Consider the following 17,511-nt stretch of genomic DNA (forward strand, 5'->3'; position numbering starts at 1 on the left):
GGAAAACCGCCACCGATTGGGCGCTGCTTATAATCGCGCTTTCGGACGCCGTCAACGGCTTTATCGTTGAACGCCGTAGTTTATTTGTTCCGGAACTGCGGCGTACGTTTCTCGGTGAAGGCGCTCATGCCTTCGTTCTGGTCTTCCAGGGCAAACAGGGCCTGGAACACGCGCCGTTCGAAGCGGACGCCTTCCGACAGGGTGGTTTCATAGGCCCGGTCGACACTTTCCTTTGCCATCATGACGACAGGCAGAGAGAAATCGGCGATTTTTTCAGCGGCCTTCAGCGCCTCTTCAAGCAGGTCATCCGCCGGAACGATACGGCTGACGAGACCGCTGCGCTCGGCTTCTTCCGCGTCCATCATGCGGCCGGTCAGGACCATTTCCATGGCTTTGGACTTGCCGACGAACCGCGTCAGACGCTGAGTGCCGCCAGCGCCCGGAATAACGCCGAGCGTGATTTCCGGCTGGCCGAACTTGGCCGTGTCCGCGGCAATGATGAAGTCGCACAGCATGGCCAGCTCGCAGCCGCCGCCAAGCGCATAACCCGCCACGGCGGCGATGATCGGCTTGCGGTTGCGCGAAACCCGGTCGAAGGGCGTGATCAGGTCCGTCTGATAGGCGGACGAAAAATTGTGCGGCTGCATTTCCTTGATGTCGGCACCGGCGGCAAAGGCCTTTTCCGAGCCGGTGATGACGATACAGCCGATGCGCTCGTCCGCATCGAACCCGTCAAGCGCCGTGCCGAGTTCGGCAACCAGGGCCGAATTGAGTGCATTCAAGGCTTTCGGCCGGTCCAGAGTGATCAGACCGACTTTTCCGCGTTTTTCGACGCGGATGTTCTCATATCCCATGTTGCCCGCTCCCAGTGCTGGAAACCGCGGCGGGCCGGATGACCAGGTCTTTCTCAAGCCCGGCTCCTGGTGCCTGCGGTTTCCTGGACGTGTACTTCACCGGCAATGCCTACCCGAGGTCGGGCGGGTCTGGCAAGCTTGACCGATAGGACAAGTCAGCTCTGGCAGGCCGGGCAGTGGAAGGTTGACCGGTTGGACTGGACCAGCCGGGCGACGGTGCCCTTGCAGCCTGGTGTCCGGCAGGCCTGGCCTTCGCGGTCGTAGACGGCAAACGAGTGTTGAAAGTAGCCAAGTGTGCCGTCTGCCTGGGTGTGATCGCGCAGCGAGGACCCGCCCGCCCGGATGGCGTCTTCCAGGGTGGCGCGGATATTGGCGGCCAGTTCTTCCGCCTTTTTTGTCGGCTTGCCTGTTTTCGTCACCAGCGTGCCGGCAGCCCGTTCCGGGCTGAGCCCGGTGCGCCAGAGCGCTTCGCACACATATATGTTGCCGAGGCCCGCAATCAGTTTCTGGTTGAGCAGGGCCGCCTTCAGCGGCGTCTTCCGGCCATTGAAAAGCCGCGCCAGTGTTTCGCCGCCAAGATCGTTGCCGAGAGGCTCCAGGCCGAGCTCACGGAAAAAGGGATGGTCTGCAAGCACGGGACGGGCAATGAGATCCATGAAGCCGAACCGGCGCGGGTCGTTGTAGACGATCCGGGCTCGCCCGCTGTCAACGGTCTCCAGATGGAAGACGACGTGGTCGTGTTTCGGGTCCTTGCTGCGCGCATGGGCAAAGGCGCCTGGCGTATCCGCGGAAAGATCGTTTTCGATCCGGAACGATCCAGACATGCCAAGGTGCATAACCAGAACATCGCCGCTGTCGACATCGCCCAACAGGTATTTCGACCGGCGCGACAGCACGGTCAGCCTTCGTCCGGTCAATCGGTCGGCGAAACCGTCCGGAAAAGGAAAGCGCAGGTCCGGCCGGTTCTGGTCGACCTTGGCAATCAGAGCCCCTTCGAAAGTGGGGGCAAGGCCGCGCTTGACGGTTTCGACTTCCGGGAGTTCGGGCATGAGAGGTCTGGTATCCGCTGTCATGGCAGGCTATAGGCCTGCGGCATATGGTTTTTGGTGGCCGGCACAGATAGCGCTCGCCAATGGCTTGTACTATGGTCCGGCGCACTTTGAAGATAGTTTCGAAACGGCAATCCGCCAGCTCTTTCAACAGGTGGCTTGTCCAACGGGTAAGAAGTGATCGAACCCGCCGCCGCCCGGCAGTCTTGTCGCGGCGCGGGGTGATCTTGGAGGCGCTTTCATGACGCAACAGGCACAGGGGCATTCGGCCAGGTCGAACCGCGCACCGGAAGAAATGCCGACCAGTTTCGGCTTTACCAAGGTTGCCGAAGGGCAAAAGCAGGCACTGGTGGACGATGTGTTTCACAAGGTTGCCGAGCGCTACGACCTCATGAACGACCTCATGTCCGGCGGCCTTCACCGGGTCTGGAAGGATGCCATGGTTTCGTTCCTGGCACCGCCCAAGACAGCTGCCTCCAACTGGCGGCTGCTGGATGTGGCCGGCGGAACCGGCGACATCGCCACCCGCGTGGTTCGCCGGTCCAACGACACGGCCCGTGCCGTGGTGTGCGACATCAACGAAAGCATGCTCGGCGTCGGCCGCGACCGGGCCGAAAAAGCTGGTCTGTCGGATCTTATCACCTTCAGCCAGGGCAATGCCGAGGAGCTGCCGTTTCCCGACAAGAGTTTCGATGCCTATACGATCGCTTTCGGCATCCGCAACGTGCCGGACATTCCCAAGGCGCTGCGAGAAGCGCGCAGAGTCCTGAAGCGGGGTGGCCGCTTCATGTGCCTGGAGTTCTCCGAAGTCGACGTGCCGATGCTCGACAAGGTCTATGACACCTTTTCCTTCAACGCGATCCCGGCCATGGGCCGCTGGGTGACAGGGGACGGTGACCCTTACAAGTATCTGGTGGAATCGATCCGCAATTTCCCGAACCAGGAACGTTTTGCGGACATGATCCGCGAAGCCGGGTTCGAGCGTATCGGCTACCGCAACTACTCCGGCGGTATCGCCGCCCTGCATTACGGCTGGAAACTCTGATACATGGCCCTTCCCGTGATGCCTTTTCTCCGCCTGGCGCGGGCGGGTTTCGTGATGGCGCGCGAGGGCGTTTTCGGCCTCGTTTCGCTTCCGGACCTGCCGGCCGGGCCTCGGTTCGCCATTGCCATGGCGCGGCTTCTGGAGCGTCGGTCGGTTCGCAACAAGCGGGCAGACCTTCGCCTGTCCGACGCGCTGAACAAGCTTGGGCCGTCCTACGTGAAGCTTGGTCAGTTCCTGGCGACCCGGGCCGATGTGGTCGGCAAGGAAGCCGCACGCGAACTGTCAGCCCTTCAGGACCGGTTGCCGGCGTTCGATCATGATGCGGCCTGCGCCGCGGTAGCCGAGCAGCTCGGCAAGCCGCTCGATGAGGTCTTCGTGTCCTTCGGCGAAGCCGTTGCCGCTGCCTCGATTGCCCAGGTTCATCCGGCCGTGATCCTCGATCAGGACGGCACGGAGCGAAAGGTTGCGGTCAAGGTGCTGCGGCCGGGCGTTTCCCGCCGCTTCCAGCGCGATCTCGAAAGCTACTACCTCGTTGCCCGCCTGGCCGAACGGTTCCATCCGCCCTCGCGGCGCCTTCGGCCGGTTGCGGTCGTGGACACGCTGGCCCAGTCGGTCGCGATGGAAATGGACTTCCGTCTGGAGGCCGCGGCCCTGTCGGAAATGGCCGAGAATACCGCTGACGATCCGGGGTTCCGCGTTCCGGCTGTCGAGTGGTTGCGCACCGCCAAGGGCGTTTTGACCATGGAATGGATCGACGGCCGCAAGATGTCGGACGTCGAGGGCCTCAAGGAAGATGGCCATGACCTGGAAGCGCTGGGGGCTGCCGTCATCCAGAGCTTCCTGCGCCACACACTGCGCGACGGCTTCTTTCATGCAGACATGCACCAGGGCAATCTCTTCGTTGAGCCCGACGGCACCCTGGTTGCCGTCGACTTCGGCATCATCGGTCGTCTCAACAAGCGCGAACGCCGGTTCCTGGCAGAAATCCTGTTCGGCTTCATCACCCGCAACTACCGACGGGTGGCGGAGGTACATTTCGAGGCCGGCTATGTGCCCGCGCATCAGGATGTCGACATGTTCGCCCAGGCGATCCGTGCCATCGGCGAGCCGATCCACGGTCACGATGCCAGCGAAATCTCCATGGCCCGCCTGCTGACCCAGCTGTTCGAAGTGACGGAACTCTTCGAGATGAGCACCCAGACCCAGCTGATCATGTTGCAGAAGACCATGGTCGTGGTCGAAGGCGTGGCGCGTTCGCTCAATCCCAATCTGGACATGTGGCGGACGGCGGAACCCGTTGTCGGCACCTGGATCAAGGACAACCTTGGTCCGGTCGGCAAACTGCGTGACGCCGGTGATGCGCTGTCGGCACTGGCGCGCATTGCCAACGACATGCCGCTCTTTGCCGACAGGATCGGTCGGATGTCGGAAGAGCTGGAAAGGATGACACAGGGCGGCCTCAGGTTCGATGACGAGACCGCAGAAGCAATCGGCCGTGCAGAGGCACGTCACACCCGCTCGGGGCGGGCTGCCTTGTGGGTCATTGCCGCCTGTGCGGTCGTGGCGACCTACATGCTTTTCTGAGGCTCGGCTGGCACGCTGAAGGTTCAGCCGGGCATTGCGTCCAGCAATGTCTGTCGCGCGTCCGCGATATGGCGGGCCAGAATGTCTGCCGCCTGGTTTTCCGCGCGTGATTTCATCGCTGCCACCAGGTCTTCATGGTCCTTCAGCCACCAGTCGGTGAGTGTCGGCAGAACGCCGTAGCCGGCAATGTGAATGCGGCAGGTCCGCCGAAGATCCTCGATCATCGCCAGCTCTCTTGGCCGACTTGCAGGCATATAAAGGCTCTTGTGAAAGGCCCAGTCGCCGTCGGCCCACCGGTCGGTTGCCGCGTCTATGCTGGAGTGGGCAAGGGCTGCTTCGATCTTCACAAGATCGTCTGCTTCTAGCCGCCGGATTGATTGCCGCAGGCAATCGGTCTCCAGAAGCACGCGCAGATGGTAGACCTCATCAATCTCCGCGGGGGTAAGACTGATCACTCGAGCCCGTCGATTGCGCTCAAGGTCGATCAGGCCCCGGGCGGCCATCAGCTGCAGGGCATCGCGCACGGGAATGCGACTGACCGAAAAGCGGGCAGCAAGCTCTCCCTGTTTCAGTTCCTCACCCGGCCGGAAGATCCCGGAGATGATATCGGTTTCAAGCGTGGCTGCGATTTTTTCTGCGGACATGGCGCCTCCCGAAATTTCCAATAGAGCCTTGACAGCAGCCTGTAAATCAAAAATGTATAAATGTATACATTTTGGAGGAAGCATGAGCAAAGAGCACGGCTACACAACCCTCATCCACTGGACGGGAAACCGGGGCGAGGGGACGAGGACTTACAGGTCCTATGACCGAACCTGGGAGATACGAACACCTGGAAAGCCTCCGGTTTCCTGTTCGAACGACCCGCTACTGGGGGGAAATCCCGCGTTCCATAATCCGGAGGACTTGCTCCTGTCCTCCCTGGCGAGCTGCCATATGCTCTGGTACCTGCATCTGGCAAGCGATGCAGGCATTGCCGTCATGGGATACGAGGACGCGCCGGAAGCGACGGGGGAAACCGAGCCCTCGGGTGCTGGCCGTTTTCTGCGCGCTGTGCTGAAGCCGGTCATCACCGTGCCTAAGGGCACGGACCTGGCAACGGCCGATGCGATCCACCACGAGATCCACAAGGTCTGCTTCATCGCCCGCTCGGTGAATTTTCCGGTGAGCTTCGAGGCAACCTACGTGGAAACGTAGGAATTCAGGGCGGAGTGACGCGCCGAAGGGTCAGGTTGATCCGGCCGCCGTTTTTCAGAAGCGTCGAAGTTCCCTTCAACACGCGGTCGATACCGTGAAAGGCCAGTCGAGCCTCGCCGCCGAGTACGACGACGTCACCGGATTGAAGGCGGAAGGATTTGGTCGGATCCTTCCTGTTCACGCCGCCAACACGGAAGGTCGCAGTGTCTCCGAGGGAAACCGAGACGACCGGGGCTTCGAACATCTGTTCATCCCTGTCCTGGTGCAGACCCATGCGGGCGCTGGGATCATAGAAATTGATCAGGCAGGCTTCGGGTTGTGGCGCCGTTCCGGCAACGTCCTTCCACACGTGCGTCAAGGCATCCGGCATGGCCGGCCATGGCCGGCCGGTTTCGGGGTGCGCCGGCTGGTAGCGATAGCCTCGGATATCCGACACCCAGCCGAGCGGCCCGCAGTTGCTCATGCGCACCGAAAAGGGCTTTCCGGTTTTCGGCATTACCGGCTGGAACAAGGGCGCTTCGGCGACGATCGCGCGAATATCTGCCAGAAGCTGTTCCTGGCCCTCGCGGTCGAAATAACCCGGCAGATAATAAAGCCCGCTCAGGCCGTTTATGGGAATTTCCTGCATGGTCAATTGTCGCCGGTCGTCAGTCGCCCCCGCCGCAACCGCTGCAGCCGGAGCTGCCACCGCCGCCTCCGTCGCCGCTGCTGCTGGTGCCGCAGCCTGAGCTGCACCCGGAAGAATTTCCACCGGTCGATTTCTTGAAGAGGATGATCAGCACCACGGCGATGATAAACAGGGAAATCAGGAATTCGGCCGTGTGCATGGTGGCCCAGTGCCAGACCATGTTGCGCAGTCGCTCGATGAGAGTATCGCCTTGCGCCTCGCCATGGGCAAAGGCCAGCCTGGTGCCCAGAAGCAGTGACATGGCGGCCAGCAGGGCGCAGTGGACGGCGGTGGGCGCATTCGCAACCTTCCCGGCAAGTCTTGCGAGTTGGTTCGGCCAGCCCGGCTTGCGGATGATCCACACATCCTGCGCATTCACGCGGACAAAGCCCGGTGCCTTGCCGAACCGGAGTTCCTCCGGTGGCCAGATGTCCACAGGCGGGTCGCCGAATTCCGACCGGTAGAGCCGGAGCGTTCTTGCATAGGCCTGCCGGAACCGGACTTCCTGTTCCGGGCCGCCCTTTGTCGGCATGTGGTGCAGCGGACCATCGAGCGCTTCCTTGAATGGGCCCCAGTAATGTCTGGTGTAGGTCAGGTGCAGATGCCAGGCCTGGTCCACTTCGTCGCTCGGCGTCACGATGCCTTCACCAAGCCGGCTGAGATAGGCAAACCGCAGATATTCGACAACGACCCGTCCCGCAAAGCTTGTGCTCCAGCCATTGTCTCGGGCAAGGCGCGCGGAGAACGGGAAATCCGCTTCCACATCGTCCGGGTGGCAGGCTTTAAGCCGATTCCAGAGGCTGGGATCTTGCAATTCGGATCTCCTTTCCGCGTTGCCATTGCGGTGACGGGGCGATGTTAACCGTATTGTCCGCAAGGTTTGAGCAAAACCTCGTCTCCATGTGCCGATTGCATGTGGAATTCGCAAAGCTGACAATGCTGGTAACGATCTGGGAAGAAATATCGGCGAAGAACGGAAGGTCTGTGAAATGTCAGTGGACAGATGTCTTGCAGGCAAAGTTTCATCCACCTATATAGCGGTCAAGCTTCGCGCCAAATCATGAGCCTAGCGTTCTGGCGCGATGTCCGGGGGAACCCGGAACCCAACTGAGAGGAGCCGGAATGACGCCTTTTTGGGTCTATCCGGTTTGCTAGAAAGAGAGGCAGATATGGCAAAGGTCATTGGTATCGACCTCGGCACGACGAACTCGTGCGTCGCCGTCATGGACGGCAAGGATTCCAAGGTAATTGAAAACGCAGAAGGCGCCCGCACCACCCCGTCGATGGTGGCCTTCTCCGACGATGGCGAGCGTCTCGTCGGCCAGCCGGCAAAACGCCAGGCGGTCACGAACCCGACCAACACCCTTTTTGCAGTCAAGCGCCTGATCGGTCGCCGGTACAGCGATCCGACCGTCGACAAGGACAAGAAGCTTGTCCCGTTCGAAATCGTCAAGGCCGACAATGGCGACGCATGGGTGGAAGCCAACGGCGACAAATACTCCCCGTCCCAGGTGTCCGCTTTCATCCTTCAGAAGATGAAGGAAACCGCAGAGAGCTATCTCGGCGAAAAAGTGACCCAGGCGGTCATCACCGTTCCGGCATACTTCAACGACGCGCAGCGCCAGGCAACCAAGGATGCCGGCAAGATCGCGGGTCTTGAAGTCCTGCGCATCATCAACGAGCCGACGGCCGCAGCGCTTGCCTACGGTCTCGACAAGAACGACGGTAAAACCATCGCGGTCTACGACCTTGGTGGCGGTACGTTCGACGTCTCCGTCCTGGAAATCGGCGACGGTGTCTTCGAAGTGAAGTCCACCAACGGCGACACCTTCCTCGGCGGTGAAGACTTCGACATGGTTCTCGTCGACTACCTCGCGTCCGAGTTCAAGAAGGACCAGGGCATCGACCTGAAAAACGACAAGCTGGCCCTGCAGCGCCTGAAGGAAGCTGCGGAAAAGGCGAAGATCGAACTGTCGTCCTCTTCCCAGACCGAAATCAACCTGCCGTTCATCACGGCGGACGCTTCCGGTCCGAAGCACCTGACGCTGAAACTCACCCGCGCCAAGTTCGAGTCGCTGGTTGAAGATCTGGTCAAGCGCACCATCGAGCCGATGAAAGCCGCTCTGAAGGACGCAGGTCTTGCTCCCGGTGAAATCGACGAAGTGGTTCTGGTCGGCGGCATGACCCGCATGCCGAAGATCCAGGAAACCGTGAAGACCTTCTTCGGCAAGGACCCGCACAAGGGTGTGAACCCGGACGAAGTCGTGGCCATGGGCGCTGCGATCCAGGCCGGCGTTCTGCAGGGCGACGTCAAGGACGTTCTGCTGCTCGACGTGACCCCACTGTCGCTCGGCATCGAAACGCTTGGCGGTGTCTTCACCCGTCTGATCGATCGCAACACGACGATCCCGACCAAGAAGAGCCAGGTGTTCTCGACCGCTGAAGACAATCAGACGGCCGTGACCATCCGGGTCTTCCAGGGTGAGCGCGAAATGGCCGCGGACAACAAGATCCTCGGTCAGTTCGATCTGGTCGGCCTGCCGCCGGCACCGCGCGGCGTTCCGCAGATCGAAGTCACCTTCGACATCGACGCCAACGGTATCGTCAACGTGTCCGCGAAGGACAAGGGCACCGGCAAGGAACAGCAGATCCGCATCCAGGCCTCCGGCGGCCTCAGCGACAGCGACATCGACCAGATGATCAAGGACGCTGAATCCCACGCCGATGAGGACAAGAAGCGGAAGGAACTGGTGGAAGCCAAGAACCAGGGCGAATCCCTGGTCCATTCCACCGACAAGTCCCTGAAGGACTACGGCGACAAGGTTTCCGAGGACGACAAGTCCGCGATCGAGACCGCGCTTGCCTCCCTGAAGTCTGCTCTTGAAGGTGAAGACCTGGAAGACATCAAGGCCAAGACCCAGGCTCTGGCAGAAGCTTCCATGAAACTTGGCGAAGCCATGTATCAGGCAGCTCAGGCTGACGCCCAGGCAGAAGACGGCGAGGAAGCTGATCCGAAAGCCAAGGCCGAAGACGATGTCGTTGATGCGGATTTTGAAGAAGTCAAAGAAGACGACGACAAAAAATCCGCATAACCGAAAAATACCAGCCAGCCGTGTTCCGGCTGGCTGGTCCAATCCTGGCGCCGGTCGCTCGACTGCCTGATGAAAGGGCACTTGTGCGCGGCGCCTTCGCCGTAATTGGCGCCGGCATTTGCCAGGCCGCCAGCGGTGCAACAACAAGACCGGAAGATCTTGATGTCGAAACGTGATTTCTATGAGGTGCTGGGTGTTTCGCGTGAGGCGGACGAAAAAGCGCTGAAAAGCGCCTACCGCAAGATGGCCATGCAATTTCACCCGGACCGCAATCCGGGCGACGAGGCCGCTGAAGCCAAGTTCAAGGAAGTCAACGAGGCCTATGACACGCTGAAGGACAGCCAGAAGCGTGCAGCCTATGACCGTTTCGGCCATGCGGCCTTCGAAAACGGTGGTTTTGGCGGCGGCGGTGCCGGTGCCCACGACTTTTCCTCCACCATGTCCGATATCTTCGAGGAATTCTTCGGCATGGGTGGCGGCGGTGGCCGCCGGTCGGGCGGACGCGAACGTGGCGCGGACCTGCGCTACAATCTGGATATCACGCTGGAGGATGCCTTCACCGGAAAGACGGTGGAGATAGAGGTTCCCACCAGCGTTACCTGCGACGATTGCTCCGGTTCGGGCGCAAAGCCCGGGACCAGCCCGACGACCTGCCGCACCTGTGGCGGGGCAGGCCGCGTGCGTGCCGCGCAGGGCTTCTTCACGCTGGAACGCACCTGTCCGAGCTGTCAGGGACGCGGCCAGGTGATTACCGATCCGTGCGAAAGCTGTAGCGGCTCCGGACGCAAGACCCAGGAGCGCACGCTGTCGGTCAACATTCCGGCCGGTATCGAGGACGGAACCCGTATTCGGCTGGCAGGTGAAGGTGAAGCAGGCGTGCGCGGTGGCCCCGCGGGCGATCTCTATATCTTCCTCTCCATAAGGCCGCACGAGCTTTTCCAGCGCGATGGCGCCGATCTTTACTGCCGCGTGCCGATTTCCATGTCGACCGCGACCCTGGGTGGTCAGTTCGACGTGCCGACGGTCGAAGGGTCGACCAGCCGCGTGAAGGTGCCCGAAGGCACCCAGACCGGAAAGCAGTTCCGGTTGCGCGGCAAGGGCATGCCGATCATGCGTTCCAGCCAGCACGGCGACATGTATATTCAGGTCACGGTCGAAACACCGACCAATCTGACCAGGCGCCAACGTGAGCTTCTGGCGGAATTCGAGAAGGAATCCTCCGGTGAAAACCACCCGGAATCGGCTGGGTTTTTCTCCAAGGTGAAGGATTTCATCGATAATCTCGGTGCATAAGCAGTCTGCAAAGGGTGACGTATGCGTGCAATATGTGCGCTTGCCCATGGCATCTTATTGCAATCACTCCTATATTCCCCGCGTGGGGGATGTGAGTGAGGAAAGATGCTGAAACGCAATAGCTCGCGCCGGGAAGCTTTTCGGGAAAAGCTTGAGAAGGCAAGTGCCGTTCGGGCGAAGGTGCTCGATGAAGTCAAATTCATCCGTTCCTGGGCTCAGAACCCGCTTCGAACCGGTGCCGTCGCCCCTTCCGGGCCAGAGCTCGCCGCCAAGATGGCGTCCTTTCTGACACCCCGTCCCCATTCAAGGGTTGTGGAACTCGGGCCGGGAACCGGCGTCGTCACGAAGGCGATTCTGGACCGTGGATTTTCCTCCCAGCAGCTCAGGCTCATCGAGTATTGCCCGGAATTTTGCGAACTGCTGACCCGCAGATACCCCGGCCTGAAAATTGTCCAGGGTGATGCCTACGCCCTTGGCGCCACCCTCTCGCGCGCCGGCGATACGCTGTCGGCTGCGGAAGACCAGCGCCATTCGCTTGATGGCATCGTCTCGTCCCTGCCGCTGCTGACGCGACCGGAAACGGTCCGCAAGGCGCTGCTGGCGGAAGCTCTGGAAATTCTGAAACCGGGCGCGCCCTTCATCCAGTTTTCCTACGGGCTGGTCGCTCCGGTTAAGCCGGACAACCGCTCCGTCTCCGTCTTCAGTTCGGACTGGGTCTGGAAAAACCTGCCTCCGGCACGCGTCTGGGTTTACCGCAAGGCCCATTGAGGGCTCAGACGGCAGGGGACAGCGGGCAAGAAGCACTCCCATTTCCCGAAAAGCGCCCTAAACTTGCCCTCAGGCGGTTCACCGCGGTGCTACGCGCGAGCCGGACATTTGTAGGGTAGGTTCTGATGCGCAATCCGAAGATCCTCGTTTGCTCGGGCTCGGTCCGAAGCGGTTCCTTCAACGGCAGACTGACGGCGCTGGCCGCCAAGAAACTTGCGATCCTGGATGCTCAGGTGACGCATCTGTCGCTGAAGGACTATCCGTTGCCGATCTACGACGGCGATCTGGAGGACACGAATGGCGTTCCGGAAAATGCCAGGAAACTCAAACGCTTGTTCCTGGCGCAGGATGGTATTTTTCTGTCCTGTCCGGAATATAACGCCGGTGTCTCGCCGCTGCTGAAAAACACCCTGGACTGGATCAGCCGCGTGAAGGAACCGGGCGATCCCTACAAGACCAAGGTCTTTGCACTCGGTGCAGCTTCGACCGGCGCATTCGGTGGCATGCGCGGTCTGATCGGCATGCGCACCATTCTGGAAGTCGGCCTTGGAGCAATGGTCCTGCCGCAGATGGTGGCCGTACCCAAGGCGGCGGGCGCGTTTGACGACAAGGGCGAACTTTCCGATGAACGGGCAGGCGGCCAGCTCGACAAGCTGGTGGACGCACTTTTGCGGGCAACCCGGATCGAGATGTCGCACTGAGGTTTCGAATTGCCGGCAGAAATCGCCCTGAAAATGTGTGTCTTGAGCCGATTTCGGCCGGCTTCATAGCCGGGCTCAACAAGGCCGCATCCCATTGACTGCTTGGAAATACCGGATTTGCCGCCTACATAGGGCGGCAGACAAGATGACCATGAAGATTGCCAAGAGGATTGAATGAGCGAAACGCGCGAACCGGCCCAGTGGCACGGTACGACGATCATGATGGTGCGCAAGGGTGGCAAGGTGGTGATCGCCGGTGACGGCCAGGTCTCCCTCGGCCAAACCGTGATCAAGCACACCGCCCGCAAGGTACGCCTGCTGGCCAAGGGCGAGGTTATTGCCGGTTTTGCCGGTGCAACCGCCGATGCCTTCACCCTGTTCGAGCGCCTTGAAGCGAAGCTGGAACAGTATCCCGGCCAGCTGATGCGCGCCTGCGTGGAACTTGCCAAGGACTGGCGGACCGACCGCTATCTACGCCGACTGGAAGCGATGATGCTGGTGGCCGACAAGAACGTGTCGCTGGTGCTGACCGGTACCGGCGACGTCCTGGAACCCGAAGGGGGTGTCATGGGTATCGGTTCAGGCGGCAACTATGCACTTGCGGCCGGACGTGCCCTGGCAGATACCGACTATGACGCAGAAACCATAGCCCGCAAGGCGATGGCGGTTGCGGCGGAAATCTGCGTTTACACGAACGCCAGCGTGACGGTCGAGTCGCTGGATACGGCCGAGTAAGGGCCGATGATTTCGTTTCGCCCCGTCACCGCCGACGATTTGCCCATGCTGGCGAGTTGGTTGGCGCGGCCGCACTGGCGGCAATGGTGGGGCGATCCGGACGAAGAGTTGAGCAACATCCGGGACATGGTCGAAGGCAGGGATACGACCCGGCCTTTCATCTTTCAGGAAGACGGCACCGACAAGGGCTATATCCAGGTCTGGTGTGTCGGCGATCAGCAGGGAAGCGCATTTGCGGCGAATTATCCCTGGCTGGAGCGGCTGCCGGCAGAAGCTGTCGGTGTCGACCTCTCGATTGCATTCGAGGAAGATCTGTCCCGGGGACTTGGAACAAGAACTTTGCAGGCGTTTGTCCGCCAGTTGCGCGAGGAAGGTCACGAACGGATCATCATCGATCCGGATCCGGCCAATCTCAGGGCCCTGAAGGCCTATCGCAAGGCGGGCTTTCAGGAGATCGAAGCGCTTCTGGGACGCACCGGCGACTGCCTGCTGATGGAACTCATAAGTAAAGAAGGCGTGTCTTAAACAATGTCCGATTTTTCTCCGCGTGAGATCGTTTCCGAACTCGACCGCTACATCGTCGGCCAGAAAGATGCCAAGCGCGCGGTCGCAATTGCATTGCGTAACCGCTGGCGCCGCCAGCAGCTGCAAGGCCAGATGCGCGAGGAAGTTCTGCCGAAGAACATCCTGATGATCGGCCCGACCGGCGTCGGCAAGACCGAGATTTCCCGCCGTCTGGCAAAGCTGGCAAATGCCCCCTTCACCAAGGTGGAAGCCACCAAGTTCACAGAGGTCGGCTATGTCGGCCGCGACGTGGAGCAGATCGTCCGTGATCTGGTGGAAGCCGGCATTACGCTGGTGCGCGACCAGAAGCGCGAAGCGGTGAAGGCCAAGGCACACATGCTTGCCGAGGAACGCGTGCTGGATGCGCTGGTCGGCAAGAACGCAAGCCCGGCGACCCGGGACAGCTTCCGCACCAAGCTGCGCAATGGCGAGATGGACGAGAAGGAAATCGAGGTCGAGGTCCGGGCCCAGGCACAGATGCCGAGCTTTGATTTGCCGGGCATGCCGGGTGCCAGCGTCGGGGTGATGAATGTCTCCGACCTCTTGGGCAAGGCGTTCGGCGGCCAGACCAAGACCAAACGCACCACCGTTCGCGACAGCTACCAGCTCCTGATCAACGAGGAATCCGACAAGCTGCTCGACGACGACAAGGTGGTGGAAGAGGCAATTTCACTTGTCGAGAACTCCGGCATCGTCTTCCTGGACGAGATCGACAAGATCTGTGCCCGTGAAGGCCGTGCGGGAGCCGATGTCTCTCGTGAAGGCGTGCAGCGCGACCTGCTGCCGCTGATCGAAGGAACAGTCGTCTCCACCAAGCACGGACCGGTCAAGACCGACCATATCCTGTTCATCGCTTCCGGTGCATTCCACGTCGCAAAGCCTTCGGACCTTTTGCCGGAGCTGCAGGGCCGCCTGCCGATCCGGGTCGAGCTGCGTGCGCTCGACAAGGACGATTTCCGCGCGATCCTGACCGAACCGGAAGCCAGCCTCATCAAGCAGTATGTGGCGCTGATGGAAACGGAAAAGGTCACGCTGAACTTCACAGAGGACGCCATCGACGAGATCGCCTCGATTGCGGTTGATCTCAATGCCTCTGTCGAGAACATCGGTGCCCGCCGCCTGCAGACGGTGATGGAGCGCATTCTCGACGAGATTTCCTTCACGGCGCCGGACCGTCCGGGTGAAGAGGTGGAGATCACGGGCAAATTCGTTCGCGACAACATCGGCGACCTTGCCAAGAACGTCGACCTGTCGAAGTTCATCCTCTAGGAGGCATGCGGAAAGACACCGGTTGAGCGCTTCGTGCGCGGCGATTTCGCCGCTTGCGGAGTGCGCGGACCGGTGGCAGCATGCGGCCCATGGTAGCTATCAGAAAAAGCAACGAGGAAGGCCACCGCCGGAAGTTTCTGGTCGTGGTCGACGAGACGCCCGAATGTGACCGGGCGATCGTATATGCCGCGAAACGGGCGGCCCGGACCGGCGGCGTCGTGACGCTGGTCTTCATCATTGCGCCTGGCGACTTCCAGCATTGGCTGGGGGTTGAAGACATCATGCGGGCGGAAGCCCAGGAAGAAGCCGAGGCAGCGCTTGCGAAAGCCGCAGAGCGCGTGCGGTCCGTTGCCCGTACCGAACCGGAATCGGTGGTGCGGGAAGGGACAAAGGCCGAGGAGATCATGGAGCTGATCGAGGCGGATGCCGACATCGCGATCCTGATCCTGGCCGCCAGCACGGGCTCTGAAGGGCCGGGACCGCTGGTGTCGTCGATTGCCGGAAAATCCGCGGGAACCTTCCCCATTCCGGTGACGATCGTGCCGGGTAACCTGGATGATGATTCCATCGCCGCGCTGGCTTGACGAGCGATCGCAGGGCGGCCGGATTCAAGAAGACGGCTTGACCAGGCAGGATCTGCACCTATCTAGTTTTTAACGGTTCCAAACTGCCGAGAGATACGTTAGAAACATTCATCGGCGTTTTGCGATGGAGGTGAGGCGCAAAACGAAGCCGGCAACATGGGCGCGACCTGAAGCGCAAGGACGAGACAAGATGTTCATTCAAACCGAAGCCACTCCCAATCCGGCGACACTGAAATTCCTGCCGGGACGGGTTGTCCTGCCGGAGGGAACCTACGATTTCCGCTCCAGGACCGACGCCGGGGTGTCGCCTCTTGCACAGAAACTGTTCGACGTGCCGGGCGTGGTCGCGGTCTTCTTCGGCCACGACTTCGTGACCGTGACCAAGGACGAAACCGACTGGCAGCACATGAAACCCGCCATCCTGGGCGTGATCATGGAGCAGTTCATGTCCGGACAGCCGGTCATGGCCACCAGCGAAGCGGAAAATATCGAGGAAGGCGAATTCTTCGAGGCAGGGGACGCGGACACCGTCAGCACCATCAAGGAACTCCTGGAAACCCGGGTGCGTCCGGCTGTGGCGCAGGATGGTGGCGACATCACCTTCAAGGGCTTTAAGGAAGGCGTGGTCTATCTGTCCATGCGCGGTGCCTGCGCCGGCTGCCCGTCATCCACGGCAACACTGCAGCACGGCATTCAGAACCTGCTACGTCACTTCGTTCCGGAAGTCGAGGAAGTCCGCCCGATCTGATCGGAGCATTTCTGAAGAATTTCAAAGGCCCGGCCTCTTGTCCGGGCCTTTAATATTTTCGACTCCCATTCTTTGTGGAAGGCAAGCCCCCCTTTGGACTTAGGTCCAAAGCCCCGCTCGACTCGCGGGCCGGGGCGGGGTAGTGGCATGTGGGACACGAAAACCATGAGCCAAACCGGAATGCGCGTCCTCGCCATCGATACAGCCCTTGCCAATTGCGCCGCCGCCGTTCTCGACGACGGTGTCGAAACCGCGTGTTTCGAGGCGTGCGGCGAGGAGATCGGCCGCGGCCATGCCGAGAAGCTGATGGACATGATCGGTGAGGTCATGGCCGAGTCGTCCACCACCTTTTCCGAGCTTGACCGCGTTGCCGTGACCATCGGACCCGGCAGCTTTACCGGCCTTCGCGTCGGACTGGCGGTTGCCCGCGGCTTTGGTCTCGTGCTCGGGAAGCCGGTTGTCGGCGTAACGACCCTGGCAGCCATTGCCCGTTCCGCCGTGCCGGGAGATGATGGCGGTCCCGTGCTGGTGGCGCTGACGGGAAAGGCAGACGAGGTCTACTGCCAGCTTTATCATGCGTCCGGCACCGCTGCCGATGAAGCCGGTGTCCGCACCATCGCAGATCTTGCGGCGAACCTGCCCAAGGACATAAGATTGGCAGGATCGGCATCGGAAAAAATCGCGATGGAGCTTGGGCTTCCGGAAAGCGCGATATTGTCCCGCAGCACTTTCCCGGGTATTCGGGATGTCGCGGAACTGGGGATCTCCGCCGATCCTTCGAGGTCATCCCCTTCGCCACTCTATTTGCGGCCGCCCGATGCGACGCCGCAAACGAAGGGAAGGATAGAACGGCAATGAGTTTTTGGTGGTTCTGGACCCAGCCGCCGGTGATAGAAGAGGCGCTGGACGAGGATCTACCGAAGATTGCCGACATCCACGCGCTTTGTTTCAAGCACAAATGGAATACGGACGAGCTTGCGCGGATGAAAGCGCACGCCGGGACGATGTTTCTGGTGGCACGCCGGGCGAGCCCCTATGGCACGCGCGCACCGCTTGGTTTCCTGATCGTGCGCACCGTTGCCGACGAGGCCGAGGTCATCACCATTGCGGTTCACCCGCGCCAGCGCGGCCGTGGCATCGGCAAGAAGCTGATGGAAGCCGGCCTGTTTCGGCTCTACGGTGAACGTTGCAAACACCTTTTTCTGGAAGTGGACGCAGCCAACGAACCGGCTCTGCTGCTGTACCGGGCGCTCGGCTTCAAGGAAGTCGGCAGCCGCAAAGGCTATTACAGCGACAGTGGAGGAGACGGCACCGCGCTTGTCATGCGCGTCGATCTTGGTTAAGCGCTGTAGCGGAAACGG

The 17,511-nt window shown here is 60.9% G+C and carries 19 protein-coding genes; 14 read left to right on the forward strand and 5 right to left on the reverse strand.

Features of this window, described 5'->3' with window-relative positions; genetic code table 11:
• Positions 1-80: 80 nt before the first annotated feature.
• On the reverse strand, positions 81-854 hold the full coding sequence (locus J7447_RS16635) for an enoyl-CoA hydratase (protein ID WP_022999145.1): 774 nt from the start codon (positions 852-854) through the stop codon (positions 81-83).
• A gap of 155 nt (positions 855-1,009) precedes the next feature.
• Positions 1,010-1,903, reverse strand: a complete 894-nt coding sequence (gene mutM, locus J7447_RS16640) for a bifunctional DNA-formamidopyrimidine glycosylase/DNA-(apurinic or apyrimidinic site) lyase (protein WP_209170290.1) — start codon at positions 1,901-1,903, stop codon at positions 1,010-1,012.
• Positions 1,904-2,144: 241 nt separating this feature from the next.
• Here mutM and ubiE point away from each other — a divergent pair, with 241 nt between their 5' ends.
• Positions 2,145-2,948: a bifunctional demethylmenaquinone methyltransferase/2-methoxy-6-polyprenyl-1,4-benzoquinol methylase UbiE gene (gene ubiE / locus J7447_RS16645; RefSeq protein ID WP_286189216.1), complete on the forward strand. Its 804-nt coding sequence runs from the start codon at positions 2,145-2,147 to the stop codon at positions 2,946-2,948.
• 3 nt (positions 2,949-2,951) lie between these two features.
• Positions 2,952-4,532, forward strand: a complete 1,581-nt coding sequence (gene ubiB, locus J7447_RS16650; protein WP_022999141.1) for a 2-polyprenylphenol 6-hydroxylase — start codon at positions 2,952-2,954, stop codon at positions 4,530-4,532.
• Positions 4,533-4,555: 23 nt separating this feature from the next.
• On the opposite strand, the gene J7447_RS16655 is transcribed toward ubiB, so the two are convergent.
• Positions 4,556-5,176: a GntR family transcriptional regulator gene (locus tag J7447_RS16655; protein WP_209170291.1), complete on the reverse strand. Its 621-nt coding sequence runs from the start codon at positions 5,174-5,176 to the stop codon at positions 4,556-4,558.
• 82 nt (positions 5,177-5,258) lie between these two features.
• On the opposite strand from J7447_RS16655, the gene J7447_RS16660 reads away from it, so the two are divergent.
• Positions 5,259-5,729 (forward strand): OsmC family protein, encoded by a 471-nt coding sequence (locus tag J7447_RS16660; protein WP_209170292.1) that lies wholly within the window; start codon positions 5,259-5,261, stop codon positions 5,727-5,729.
• Between the two features lie 4 nt (positions 5,730-5,733).
• Here J7447_RS16660 and J7447_RS16665 read toward each other — a convergent pair whose 3' ends face one another.
• Positions 5,734-6,357 (reverse strand): alpha-ketoglutarate-dependent dioxygenase AlkB, encoded by a 624-nt coding sequence (locus J7447_RS16665; protein ID WP_209170657.1) that lies wholly within the window; start codon positions 6,355-6,357, stop codon positions 5,734-5,736.
• Positions 6,358-6,376: 19 nt separating this feature from the next.
• Positions 6,377-7,210 (reverse strand): hypothetical protein, encoded by an 834-nt coding sequence (locus tag J7447_RS16670; RefSeq protein WP_209170293.1) that lies wholly within the window; start codon positions 7,208-7,210, stop codon positions 6,377-6,379.
• Between the two features lie 355 nt (positions 7,211-7,565).
• On the opposite strand from J7447_RS16670, the gene dnaK reads away from it, so the two are divergent.
• The 11 genes from dnaK (at position 7,566) to rimI (ending at position 17,493) form a co-directional block, all read left to right on the forward strand.
• The gene (gene dnaK, locus J7447_RS16675) at positions 7,566-9,488 is read left to right on the forward strand and encodes a molecular chaperone DnaK (protein ID WP_022999135.1); all 1,923 of its coding nucleotides are present in this window, start codon (positions 7,566-7,568) and stop codon (positions 9,486-9,488) included.
• A 162-nt stretch (positions 9,489-9,650) separates the two neighbouring features.
• Positions 9,651-10,781 carry a molecular chaperone DnaJ gene (gene dnaJ / locus J7447_RS16680; RefSeq protein ID WP_022999133.1) on the forward strand — a complete coding sequence of 377 codons (1,131 nt, stop codon included), beginning with the start codon at positions 9,651-9,653 and terminating at the stop codon, positions 10,779-10,781.
• A gap of 105 nt (positions 10,782-10,886) precedes the next feature.
• Positions 10,887-11,549: an rRNA adenine N-6-methyltransferase family protein gene (locus J7447_RS16685; RefSeq protein WP_083660359.1), complete on the forward strand. Its 663-nt coding sequence runs from the start codon at positions 10,887-10,889 to the stop codon at positions 11,547-11,549.
• A gap of 125 nt (positions 11,550-11,674) precedes the next feature.
• Positions 11,675-12,250 (forward strand): NAD(P)H-dependent oxidoreductase, encoded by a 576-nt coding sequence (locus J7447_RS16690; protein WP_209170294.1) that lies wholly within the window; start codon positions 11,675-11,677, stop codon positions 12,248-12,250.
• 174 nt (positions 12,251-12,424) lie between these two features.
• Complete coding sequence (gene hslV / locus J7447_RS16695; RefSeq protein WP_006935406.1) at positions 12,425-12,985, forward strand: ATP-dependent protease subunit HslV; 561 nt, start codon at positions 12,425-12,427, stop codon at positions 12,983-12,985.
• A 6-nt stretch (positions 12,986-12,991) separates the two neighbouring features.
• A complete protein-coding gene (locus J7447_RS16700) occupies positions 12,992-13,510 on the forward strand; it encodes a GNAT family N-acetyltransferase (protein ID WP_209170295.1) in 519 nt (172 codons plus the stop codon).
• Between the two features lie 3 nt (positions 13,511-13,513).
• On the forward strand, positions 13,514-14,818 hold the full coding sequence (gene hslU / locus J7447_RS16705) for an ATP-dependent protease ATPase subunit HslU (RefSeq protein ID WP_022999128.1): 1,305 nt from the start codon (positions 13,514-13,516) through the stop codon (positions 14,816-14,818).
• Positions 14,819-14,907: 89 nt separating this feature from the next.
• Positions 14,908-15,402, forward strand: a complete 495-nt coding sequence (locus J7447_RS16710; RefSeq protein ID WP_031268712.1) for a universal stress protein — start codon at positions 14,908-14,910, stop codon at positions 15,400-15,402.
• Positions 15,403-15,592: 190 nt separating this feature from the next.
• Positions 15,593-16,150, forward strand: coding sequence for a NifU family protein (locus tag J7447_RS16715; RefSeq protein ID WP_031268711.1), 558 nt, complete (start codon positions 15,593-15,595; stop codon positions 16,148-16,150).
• 180 nt (positions 16,151-16,330) lie between these two features.
• Positions 16,331-17,008, forward strand: coding sequence for a tRNA (adenosine(37)-N6)-threonylcarbamoyltransferase complex dimerization subunit type 1 TsaB (tsaB, locus tag J7447_RS16720; RefSeq protein ID WP_055659262.1), 678 nt, complete (start codon positions 16,331-16,333; stop codon positions 17,006-17,008).
• Complete coding sequence (gene rimI / locus J7447_RS16725; protein WP_022999124.1) at positions 17,005-17,493, forward strand: ribosomal protein S18-alanine N-acetyltransferase; 489 nt, start codon at positions 17,005-17,007, stop codon at positions 17,491-17,493. The genes tsaB and rimI overlap by 4 nt, the downstream gene beginning before the upstream one ends.
• The last annotated feature ends 18 nt before the right edge of the window (positions 17,494-17,511 follow it).

This window comes from Labrenzia sp. R5_0, from assembly GCF_017743835.1.
GTDB classification, from domain to species: Bacteria; Pseudomonadota; Alphaproteobacteria; order Rhizobiales; family Stappiaceae; genus Roseibium; species Roseibium algicola.